This is a genomic window from Nocardia sp. Root136, from assembly GCF_001427185.1.
GTDB lineage: Bacteria > Actinomycetota > Actinomycetes > Mycobacteriales > Mycobacteriaceae > Nocardia > Nocardia salmonicida.
Map to the genome: position 1 here is coordinate 284,545 of NZ_LMFE01000010.1, position 11,204 is coordinate 295,748.

At 67.8% G+C, this 11,204-nt stretch carries 9 protein-coding genes; 4 read left to right on the forward strand and 5 right to left on the reverse strand.

The window, feature by feature from the left end:
• Positions 1-36 precede the first annotated feature (36 nt).
• Together ASD42_RS26260 and ASD42_RS26265 are read left to right on the forward strand one after the other, a co-directional pair.
• A complete protein-coding gene (locus ASD42_RS26260) occupies positions 37-1,455 on the forward strand; it encodes an MFS transporter (RefSeq protein WP_056821410.1) in 1,419 nt (472 codons plus the stop codon).
• Positions 1,456-1,469: 14 nt separating this feature from the next.
• The gene (locus ASD42_RS26265) at positions 1,470-2,165 is read left to right on the forward strand and encodes an SGNH/GDSL hydrolase family protein (protein ID WP_056821411.1); all 696 of its coding nucleotides are present in this window, start codon (positions 1,470-1,472) and stop codon (positions 2,163-2,165) included.
• Between the two features lie 19 nt (positions 2,166-2,184).
• Here ASD42_RS26265 and ASD42_RS26270 read toward each other — a convergent pair whose 3' ends face one another.
• Entirely contained in the window at positions 2,185-3,123 is a 939-nt protein-coding gene (locus tag ASD42_RS26270) for a helix-turn-helix transcriptional regulator (protein WP_056821413.1), read from the reverse strand.
• Positions 3,124-3,217: 94 nt separating this feature from the next.
• Here ASD42_RS26270 and ASD42_RS26275 point away from each other — a divergent pair, with 94 nt between their 5' ends.
• Entirely contained in the window at positions 3,218-3,616 is a 399-nt protein-coding gene (locus ASD42_RS26275) for a VOC family protein (RefSeq protein ID WP_056821415.1), read from the forward strand.
• Positions 3,617-3,620: 4 nt separating this feature from the next.
• Here ASD42_RS26275 and ASD42_RS26280 read toward each other — a convergent pair whose 3' ends face one another.
• Together ASD42_RS26280 and ASD42_RS26285 are read right to left on the reverse strand one after the other, a co-directional pair.
• Positions 3,621-4,418: an HAD family hydrolase gene (locus tag ASD42_RS26280; RefSeq protein WP_056821417.1), complete on the reverse strand. Its 798-nt coding sequence runs from the start codon at positions 4,416-4,418 to the stop codon at positions 3,621-3,623.
• Between the two features lie 488 nt (positions 4,419-4,906).
• A complete protein-coding gene (locus tag ASD42_RS26285) occupies positions 4,907-7,150 on the reverse strand; it encodes an Hsp70 family protein (protein ID WP_056821419.1) in 2,244 nt (747 codons plus the stop codon).
• A gap of 526 nt (positions 7,151-7,676) precedes the next feature.
• On the opposite strand from ASD42_RS26285, the gene ASD42_RS26290 reads away from it, so the two are divergent.
• Entirely contained in the window at positions 7,677-8,438 is a 762-nt protein-coding gene (locus ASD42_RS26290; protein ID WP_056821422.1) for a glucose 1-dehydrogenase, read from the forward strand.
• A gap of 54 nt (positions 8,439-8,492) precedes the next feature.
• Here the strand turns inward: ASD42_RS26290 and ASD42_RS26295 are convergent, their stop codons facing one another.
• Both ASD42_RS26295 and ASD42_RS26300 read right to left on the reverse strand, forming a co-directional pair.
• Positions 8,493-10,079, reverse strand: a complete 1,587-nt coding sequence (locus ASD42_RS26295) for an FAD-dependent oxidoreductase (RefSeq protein WP_063893741.1) — start codon at positions 10,077-10,079, stop codon at positions 8,493-8,495.
• A gap of 12 nt (positions 10,080-10,091) precedes the next feature.
• Positions 10,092-11,096 (reverse strand): AurF N-oxygenase family protein, encoded by a 1,005-nt coding sequence (locus ASD42_RS26300; protein WP_056821428.1) that lies wholly within the window; start codon positions 11,094-11,096, stop codon positions 10,092-10,094.
• Between the last annotated feature and the right edge of the window lie 108 nt (positions 11,097-11,204).

Genomic DNA, 11,204 nt, shown 5'->3' on the forward strand with positions numbered 1-11,204 from the left:
CGTACGTTCTTATTTCTCCCCCTCGAAGGACTCCGCATGACCGACGTGTCAGCTCGGCCCGAAGATCCGCTCGACACCGTGACTCCCGACTCCAGCGCCGCGGGCCGCACCCTCGCAGTCGCCGCAGGTGCCGCATTCATCGCCTTCCTCGATCTCTCCGTCGTCAACATCGCGTTCCCGACGATCGCCCTGAGTTATCCCGGCACCTCCACCGGCACGCTGACCTGGATCGTCAGCGGCTACGCGATCGGGTTCGCCGCCCTACTCACCCCGGCCGGTCGCATCGCCGACGCCCTCGGCCGTCGGCGTCTGTTCGCCCTGGCACTGGCCGGATTCGCCGTCACCTCACTGCTGTGCGGGCTCGCGCCCGGCGCGAACTGGCTCATCGCGGGACGAGTTCTGCAGGGCATCGCAGCGGCATTCATGGTGCCCGCGGCACTCGGACTGGTCTTGGAGGCCACGCCCCGGGCAAAGATCGGCGCCGCCATCGGCGCCTGGTCGGCGGCCGGCGGGTTCGCGGCGGTGGTCGGTCCGGCGCTCGGTGGCGCGTTGGTCGAGGTGTTCGGCTGGCGTGCGGTCTTCCTGATCAACGTGCCGATCGCCGTGGCGTTGATCGTGCCGGGGCTGCGACTGCCCGGCGGCGACAAGGCTGCGGGCGAGGCGGAACTGCCCGATCCGCTCGGCACGCTCGCCATCGCGATCGGACTCGGCGCGATCGTCGCCGCCGTCACCGAAGGTCAGTCATGGGGTTGGACCGCGCCCGGCACGCTCGTCGCCTTGCTCGGCGGTAGCGCGTTGACGGTGTTCGCGCTGGTTCGCTCGCGTCGACATACCAACCCCGCGGTCGCCGTTCAGCTCTGGCGTGAGCGGCAATTCGCGCTCGCCAACGCGGGTTCGTTCCTGTTCGGCGCGTCGATGTTCGCGTGGCTGCTGGCCGGGCCGCTCTTCCTGAACGCGATCTGGGGCTACTCCGTACTCGAGTCGGCGGCGGCGCTGACCGTCGGTGCCGTGGCATCGATGGTGACCGCCGTTGTGACCGGACGGATCACGACACCGCGTGGCCAACGGTGGGTGGGAGTGCTCGGTGGACTGATGTCGACGGCCGCGCTGGCCTGGATGAGCACCGACGCCTTCGGGCCCGAACCCGCGCTGTGGACGGCGTGGATTCCCGCCGGCGTGCTCGGTGGCGGCGGGATCGGCATCGTCGTGACGGTGCTCGGCACAGCGGCGGCGAATTCTGTTCCACCGCAGCAGTTCGCGGCGGGCATCGGGATGAACGTCACCGCTCGCCAGGTGGGCGGCGCGCTCGGCATCGCCGTACTGGCGGCGATCTTCTCGGCGACCTCCGACGACCCACTCAGCGGTTTCCACATCCTGTTCGCCGTGTGCGCGGGGATCAATATCGCCGTCGCCGTGGTACTCGCCTTGCCTTCGCCGGCCCGTTCGACCGACTGAACCAGGAGATCGACATGTCTACCAGCACACCACTGTCCGTAGAATTCACCGTCGAGGCCGAGGACCCGCTGGTGCCGGCGCCGGAGCGGATCACCGCACTCCTCGCGGGGGCACCGTGGCAGCGTTTCGCGGTGCTCGGCGATTCCATCGCCGCGGGGACCGGGGATCGGAGCCCCGGTTACGCCCCGACCGGCTGGGCCGACCGGGTCGCGGCAAACCTCGCCTCGGTCAATCCCACACTGGCCTACCGCAACACGGGCCGCATCGGTGCGACCAGCGGCCAGGTCATCGACCGGCAACTATCCGAAATCCTGGATTTCGCACCGGATCTCGTGCATGTCAGCTGCGGCGGCAACGATCTGTTCACGGCCGGCGGCAATGTCGATCAGCTGCGGGAGAATCTGTCGACGATTTTCACCGCGCTGGCCGCAACCGGGGCACAGCTGTCGATCTTCACGATGGCCGACGTGTGGGACGTCGAACGGATGGCGCCGATGCGACCCATGCGGTCACAGATGATGGCGCTCAACGAGGTGCTGCGGGCGGTCGCCGACGAGTTCGATGCGGTAATCACCGAATTCTGGACGCATCCACTGCGGTCGCGACCCGAGTTGATGAGCGCCGATCTCATCCACTTCACCACGAGCGGGCACGCGGTCGTGGCCGGTGAGGTGGCCAGATCGCTGGCCGCGCGCATCGACAGGGCGTAGTGGATGCACCGCCCAACACTCACCCGTTGTCGCGCACCAATCGAGTGCCGAGTGCTACCAGTTCTGATCTGACCTCGGCTGGGCCGACGACCTCGATGTCCCCGGCCCAGCCCGCCAGCTGCCGGGCGAGCATTTTCGCGGTGTCGGCGGTGATCCGCGCCCGCACCCGGCCGTCCGGGGCCGGGCCGAGCAGGGTGCAATTGCGACCCTGTTGGTCGGCCAGGATGGGGGCGAGACCGGCGGAGACGAGGACCGTCGCGGCGACGGCGGCGCGACGGCCCTCCATCCGCTCGACAATCCGCGACCACTGCGCCTGAAGATAGAAATCTGCTGGGCGGTCAGCTGTTTCATCGAGGATGACCACCTCGACGACACGGTCCAGCCGGAAGGTGCGCTGCCCGCGTTCGGTGCCCGCGACGAGGTACCAGACCGTTTCCTTCTCGACCAGGCCCCATGGATCGATCGTGCGGACCGTGCGTTCACCCTTGCTCAGATAGTCGATGCGGACGCGGCGGCGTTCTACCACCGCCCGTTGCACAGTCTCGAGCACCGCGGGTGCTTGCGGGTCGGGGCGCCCCCAGCGGGCCGGATCGACGACGACGGCGTCGGCCGCGGCGGCCGCATCGGCACGGAAGGTGTGCGGGAGGGCCCGAACCAGTTTGCGAAGCGCCGACTTCAGTTCGGGCGCGGCCTGGGCCGCCGGACCCGCGAGCAGGAACAGCGCCCTTGTCTCCCCTGCCGTGAGTCCGGACAGGTCTGTGCGTGCGCCGCCGATCAGCGACCAGCCACCCCCGCGACCAGATTGCGGGTAGACCGGGATGCCCGCGGCCGACAAGGCCTCCAGGTCACGCCGGGCCGTCGCCACCGAGACTTCGAGCTCGGCGGCGACCTGGGCGGCTGTCACCCGCCCGCGCGCCTGCATCAACAACAGGGTCGCTACCAATCTATCGGCTCGCATACTCGGCAATTCTGCCGAACAAAGTGCTCATTCGGTGAGCACTTTGCCTGGCAAAGTCGTTTTCACACCGAAGCGACAACCGAATGGAGCAGACATGCTGCGCGGAATGGCCACCACCACCTACTACGCCGACGACCTCACCGCCGCCAAGGACTGGTACAGCGCATTCCTCGGCATCGCGCCGTATTACGAGGTTCCCGGTGGGTACTACGAGTTCCGGCTCGGGCCGTTGCAGGCCGAGCTGGGAATCATCAACCGCGCGTACGCCCCGGCGGGCGCGCGCAATGCACCGGGCGGGGGTGGAGTGGTGTTCTGGCAGGTCGACGATCTCGCGGCCACCTTCGCCCGGCTGCTCGAGCTGGGCGCCACCGAGTACGAGCCGATCACCGAACGCGGGGAGGGCACGGGTTTCGCGACCGCGGCGGTACTCGATCCGTTCGGCAATGTGCTCGGGATCATGGCCAACCCGCACTTCGTGGCGATGACGACCTAGGAACTCAGGCGAACCAGCGTTCGAGGACGGTGGCGACACCGTCCTCGCTGACGTGACCGGTCACTTCGTCGGCCAGGGCCAGCACGGCATCGGGCGATCCGGCCATGGCCACCGAATGTGCTGCCCAGCGCAGCATCTCGCGGTCGTTGAAGCCGTCGCCGATGGCCAAGGTCGCCTCGGCCTCGATGCCGAGAAGGAGCCGAAGTTGTTCCAGCGCCCAGCCTTTGGATACCCCACGGCGGGAGACGGTGAGCCAGGGGCCGTACTCACCGTGCACCCAGGACGCATCGGGAACGTCGAAGGCCTGCAGCAGGCGCAGCATTTCATCGGGGCTGCCGTCGGGCCACCAGCCGTTGAGGCGCGGCGTCGGCACACTGCTGAGCTCGCGGTGGTCGACGAGCTGGAAGTCACCGATCGAGAACTCCCCCGGCCCGTGCCCGGTCGCCCAGATCCCGATGCCGACCCGTTCCGCGGCGAAGACCATCTCCGGGAACAACGCACGCAGAGCGAGCACCGCCGGTCCCGGATCGAAGGATTGGACCGCGACCGGCTCGCCCCGCGCCACGTCGATGTGCACAGCACCGTTGGAACACAACGCATGCCCCTCGGCGAGCCCGAGCTCGCTCAGCACCGGACGTGTGGTGAGCAGAGTTCGCCCGGTGGTGACCACCACATGCGCCCCCGCCGACACCGCCGCACGCACAGCCGCCCCCACCCGCGCGCTGATCTCGAACCCTGTTGCCAGCAGAGTCCCATCCACATCGAGCGCGATCAGCTTCGGCGCTCCCCCGACTTCAGCCACTGTCCTATTGTGCCCGCCCCCCACCGACACCCACGGCGTTTCACCACCGCCACGATGCGGACAACCCGGCATCCGGTGCGGCACTTGCCGTCGCGGGCCTCGGCGATTGCCTAGCGTGGACCCGAACCGAGGACGCGCGCGACGGTACTCGCCGCGGCACCGGTAGTTGCCGGTCCGCAGGTGAAGTGCCCAGTGGCCGCGTCATCCCACCGATGAGGGCCTGGTGCACCGGGCCTGACGCTGGAAGGGCTCGTCTCGTCGACCCTGACGACACATCGTTACTGGCTCGGGATCAGACAAGCACGTTCGTCACGACGATGGAGGCAAGCGCCTTATCGCTGATCGGCGGCACTCCACCAACGCACTAGCGCTGTCAGCCTCTGGTCACGACCCAAGACCTGAGACCGACTCGCAGTGACACAACAACTGCCGTTGCGCGCCAGCATGTTCCGTCGCGGCAACACCGATCTGCCAGCGTGACCGGCTAGTCAGCGGCGAGAACCGCCACCACCGCCACCGCCACCGCCACCGCCTGCGGAACCGCCCGAAGAAGCTCCACCCTTGGAGCCGCCAGAGGAGGCTCCACCAGCAGACGCACCGCTCGAGGAGGCACCGCCGGAAGAGGCAGCGCTCGAGGAGGCACCGCCGGAGGACGCACCACTGTCCGATCCGCCACCGGACACACCGCCGCCCGATGCGCCACCACCGGACGCACCACCACCCGAGGCACCACCACCGGACGCACCACCTCCGGAAGCACCGCCACCCGATGCGCCACCACCGGAAGCACCGCCACCCGACGCACCGCCGGAGTACGCACCGCTGTCCGACGCACCGCCGCCGGCTCCACCGCCGGACGCACCACCGGCCCCGGCACCACCTGATGCGCCACCACCGGAGCCACCTCCATCAGATTCGCCACCGGTCGACGCACCCCCACCGGATGCGCCACCACCGGCAGCGCCGCCGGAAGGACTCGTGCCGCCGGTGGTTCCACCGCCGGTCGAGCCTCCTGAGGCACCGCCGTCAGTGGTTCCGCCGGTCGCTGTTTCTCCCGAGGTGCTTCCACCAGGATCGGAAGCTGGTGTGCCGGTATTCGTTCCACCCGTCGACGCAGATCCTCCGACTTCGACGGAGGCACCACCCGTACTCGGTGTCGATGGCCCGCCGGTCGACGCGGACGTGCCATCCGTCGGAGCGGTGCCCGGCGCGTGCGCGGCACCGGCCGCCGGAACAGTGCCAGGGTCTGTCGCACCGGGCGCGGTGGGAGTGCCCGGGGATTCCGGCGTGCCGGGGGTCGAGATCGGTCCGCTGTGGGGAAGTTCGGGCGTCCCGGGTGCGGTCGGAGTGTTCTGGGGTTGGGCGGCCTGCTGGCCGAAGGGTAGGGGGTTGATGAAGCGGGCCGGGTCGCCATAGGTGGTGCGGGCCAGGAACGGCGACTTGCAGTCGTCGCGGACGTCCGGACGCCCGAGACCGCTACGGTCGGCGCCGCTCCCGTTGTGCGCGCCGGGACGTGACTTACCGCCGGGCGCTGTCGCGGGCGCGATGAAGTTCTCATAGGCGCTGCGGGCCGCGGCCACGCCCGCGACCTGGATGCGGCCGGTGACCGGGTCGACCTCGCTGACCAGGCCTGCGGTTCGAGCGGCGAGGAGGTCGGCGCTCATGTCGTAGAGCAGCGCGTCGACCGGGGCGCCGAGAACCGGGAACCGGTCGAGGACCGGCATCAGGCCGGGATCGAAGGGGCTGCCGAACACCGTCATCGCCGACATAGCGAGCGCGGAAACGACTGCCGCGCTGGAGAACACCGCGACGTGCGGCACCGGACCACCGCTCTGCTGCTCGGGCGCGAAGGTGCGAGCCGCCAAACCCGCTGCGCCTGAGGCGATCACCTGGCCGGGGTCGGCCACGGTGACCAGCGGAACGCCGAGCTCGGCGAGGGTGCGAGCGACTTCGGGTGGGCGCGAGGCCCCGCCGACGACGAGGATGCGCGACAGGTCGGCCAGCCGCAGGCCTGCCGCGGCGACGCTCTTGCTGACCAGCGGGAAGGTGTCGCGGATGTGTTCGGCCCGCAGCGCGTCGATGTTCACCATGGAGGTGAGGGTCTGGGTCGCGCGGCCGAGCCCTGGTTCGCCCGCGTAACGGGCGACCATCTCGCCGAGCGGCTTGCCGCCGAAATCGGTGGACCGCGTGGGAGTTCCGACCATCGGGTGGTGCGGCCAGTCGGGACCGACACGCAACACCGTGAGGTCGAGGCTGGTGGCGCCCAGGTCGTAGACGAGCACGAAGCCCGGCTCCAAGGGGCCGCGACCGATCTCCAGCCATTCCGCGGCGGCGACCGGTTCGGGCACCAGCAGGACCTCACCGGCGCCCGCGAGATGCAGCGCCTGGCCGAGTAACGAGACCTGCTTATCGGTGTAGACCGCCGGATAGGTCAAGACGATCCCGGCCGGCGTCTCGGCCAGCTCGATCAGACCGGTGACCACCGCGGCGATCAGGTTGGTCGCCGAGTAGAACCGCCCACCCATCACCATCGGCTCCGGCTCGCGGGTCAGATCCGCGAAATCCGTGATCGCCGAGGCGAATTCGTTGATCGCGCCGATGCGGGGCCTGCCCGCGTCGTCGAATGTCAGTGCGGTGCGTCGTGTGCGCACCGCCGGTTTGGCCGGATCATCGGCGACTACCGCCGAAATCGCATTGACCGCACCGATACTCAAGCCCAGACCTCTGGTCATGTTTTTGCTATCCCGTCAACGCACCGTGACCACGTCCAGCACGCGAGCGCACCATGTGGCCGCGGTCGTTTTCCAAACAGCTCGCCTAGATTAACTGGCACGTCCGCGAATTGCTGCCAGATTGATACGGAATCCGCAACCACGCGCCGCCACAAGGTGATTCATGCAGGTGAGATGGTTGAAGGTTAGATATCCACCCCCCTGAACACACCACCGGCAATGTGCAGACTCCGAGAGACAGCTACCTGTGAGTAATCGGACAGAGCGCCCAATTAATACATTCCTAGGGTTTGTTATCCCTGCCAATAAGTGCACTTACCGACCGGTAACCAATTCGTTTACTACCGGCATGATTTCCCTGACGGCGAATCACATTCCCTCACATCGAAATAGACCCCCTTAATTGGTGACACGTCAACGCAGCGACCGATTCCCGCCAGCACGGCCCAGCGCCCGCCGGTTGACTGAAAGAGCGGACAGATACCGACCGTTTCTTCGAAACACCAAGGGAAAGCAGGCACTACGCATGTCCACTCGATTCGCCGACCAGGTCGTACTCATCACCGGGGCCGGCTCCGGCATCGGCAAGGCGGTCGCACTGCGGGTCGCGTCCGAAGGTGCGGCCGTTGTCCTCGGCTCTCGCGGCAAGGACCAGGGCGAGCAGGTTGCCGAGCAGATCAGAGCGACCGGCGGACGCGCGCTGTTCGTCGCGACCGATGTCACCGTCGACGCCGATGCCGAACGGCTCACCCAGGCCGCGCTCACCGAGTACGGCCGCCTCGACGCGGCCTTCAACAACGCGGGCGCGGTGAATGCCTTCGGGCCGATCGCCGAGATCGACGACGCCTCATGGCGCGCCGACATGGATCTGAACCTCGACGGCGTCTTCTACGGTCTGCGCCACCAGGTTCCGGCCATCACCGCCTCCGGCGGCGGCGCGATCCTGAACAACGCCTCCAACCTGGGCGTGGTCGGGATGGCACAGGTGGCGCCGTATGTGGCGGCCAAGCACGCCGTTGTCGGACTGACGAAATCGGTGGCGCTCGAGACCGCGGCGACGGGCGTGCGGGTCAACGCCCTGGTCTCCGGCGCGGTCGACACCCCGGCGTTCCGTGCGTCGATGGGCGCGACACCGGAGGGCGAGGCCGCCATCGCGGCGCTGCACCCGCTGGGGCGGATCGCGCGGCCCGACGAGATCGCCGCGCTGTGCGCCTTCCTGCTCAGCCACGAGGCATCGTTCGTCACCGGCGCGGCCATCGCCGCGGACGGCGGCTTCACCGCGCAGTAGAAAACAGAAGGCCCGCAGCGTCCAGTGACGTTGCGGGCCTTCTGTTTCAGATGATCAGCTGCGAGCGAACAGTCGCCGCACCGAGCGATCGCGCGGCACTGCGGCGCCACCGGCGACCGCCTGCGGGCGACGGGCGCGCACGAGTCGGTCGAACTCCTGCGCGTCACGAGTGGGCTCGCGCAGCGTGCCACCGTTGAAATCGTCGGCGAGCTGCTGCACGGTCTCCTGCGCACACGACTTGTTGGTACCGATGAAGCCGGTCGGGCCACGCTTGATCCAGCCGGTCACATAGGTGCCGGGGAAGATCTCGCCACCGGGCGCGGTGAGCACCCGGCCCGCGTCGTTCGGGATCACCGCGCGGGCGTCGTCGAACGGCAGATCCACGGTCGGCACGCCTCGGTAACCCACCGAGGTGAGCACGACACCAGCCTCGAGGAGCGCGGTATCGCCGGTCGGCCTGGCGGCCACGCGACCTTCGGCGTCGGTGACGAGCTCGTTGCGCTCCACCCGCACCCCGGTCACCGTGTCGGCGCCGACGATCTCCACCGGCGAGGACAGGTAGCGGAACACGATGCGCTTGCGCGCACCGAACGGGCGATTCGCGACGCTGTGCAGCAGGCGCAGCTTCTGCTCGACCTTGTAGGGCAGATCGGACGTGACCGCGGGCAGTTCACCCTCGATCGCGATGTCGATGTCGGCGGCCAGCAGGCCGACGAACTCGGGCACCGTGAACGCCGACTCGGCCGGACCGCGACGGCCCAGGATCACGACCTCTTCGATCTTGCTCTCGCGCAATGCCTTCAGCGCGTATGGCGCGATGTCGGTGTCGGCGAGCAGGGCCGGATCGACGGTCAGTATGCGGGCGACGTCGAGGGCGACGTTGCCGTTGCCGACGATGACGACCCGCTTCTGGTCCAGATCGAAACGGTCGTCGACGTGGTCGGGATGGCCGTTGTACCAGGCGACGAAGTCGGTGGCCGACACATTGCCCGCCAGACCCTCGCCCGGGATGTCGAGCTTGCGATCCGAGGACGCGCCGACGGCGTAGATCACACCGTGGAAGTGCTCGAGCAGCTCGGCATGGCTGATGTGCTTGCCGATCTCGACATCGAGGTAGGTACCGAAGTCGTCCTGCTTCGACATGATGTCGAACAGATCCGCGACCTTGCGGGTGTGCTTGTGATCGGGCGCGACGCCGAGGCGTGCCAGGCCGTAGGCCTGCGGCAGGCGGTCGAACATCGTGACCGCGACGCCGGGCTGGGTGAGCAGCTCGTCGGCGGCGTACATCGCCGACGGACCCGACCCCACGATGGCGACACGCAGCGGCGAGGGCTGGGTGTCGATCGCGGGCGGCATCACCGGTACGGCCAACGTCGGCCGGTCCCGCTGCACGCGGTAGAAGTCGGCGTTGATCTCGATGAACGGCTTCTGTTCGTCGGTCAGCTTCTTCGACGAGGTGATGGCATCGACGGGGCACGCGGTGGCGCAGGCACCACAGTCCACGCAGGACGCCGGATCGACGTAGAGCATTTCCGCGGTACGGAAATCCGGCTCATCCGGGGTGGGATGAATGCAGTTGACCGGGCACGCGTAGACGCACGAGGCGTCACTACAGCATGACTGGGTGACAACGTATGGCATCGATCTACCGGCTCAGGCAGCGTGCTTCGCGGAGCGCTTGGGCTCCGAGCGGTACCGGCTGGACGGGCCGTCGATGCCGAGCAGCTTCCACACCTTGCGGGCGACCGGGTTCATCAAACCGATCTCCTCGGCCAGCGCGCGCACGTCGACGTAGTAGTCGGCGAACGTCCGCTTGGCTTCCTTGGAACCGTAGAACAGGTCCTTGCGAACCTCGGCGGGCATGTCGAACTGCTTGAAGAAGGTCTTCGGCGGCGTCGCGATGGCGCGGCCGAGGATGAACATCACGATCGGCATGGCGATCGAGAGAACAGCCTTGTTCAGTGCGGGCTGGGCAGGCACGTTCTTCTTCAGGAACTCGTGGGCGAAGGAGATGTGGCGAGCTTCCTCGGCCACATGGATCGCCATCACGCCGCGCATGATCGGGTGGATGTCGTCACCCGAGCGCAGGATGTCCTTCTGGATGTGGTCGATCGGCTCTTCGCCTGCGAGCACGGCCATGAAGAAGAAGTTCGGGAACAGCGCACCGGCCGGGGCGGCCAGGTGACGCAGCTGACGCACGAGCGGGTTCATGCCCGGCACGTCGGCGACGCGGTTCACCATCTCCTGGAACATCAGAGTGTGGTTGTGCTCTTCGATCATCTCGTGCGAGCAGTACCGGAACTCCGGGTCGTTGTTGTCCAGGTTGAAGATGTGCTGCATCATGCCGATGATCAGGATGGCCTCGAACTGCAGGCCGACCTTGGCGACGTTGGCCTGACGGACCTTGCCGATCTCGATCTTCTGCTCCAGCGGCAGCGCCTGGTACCAGGGGTGGCGACCGATGGGGTCGGCCGAAGTCACCAGGACCCAGCGCTCGGGCTTGCAGTTCGGGTCGAAGTCGGGGGCGTCCCAGTCGATGTCCTCGAACGGGTCGAAGTGGCGATCGACCGATGCTTCGGACAGCATCAGCAACTTCTCGGCGTACGCCTGAGCCTCCGCGACTACAGGATCGACGTCAGGGGTGGTGGGCGCAGACATCGTCGTCACTGCCTCTCCTCTAGGGACGTTTACTGTTTCCAATGGTTACACCTACAGCGAGTCACGTCAACTCCGTGCATCGCCGGATTTTGCGTGTTCGGCGCGCCG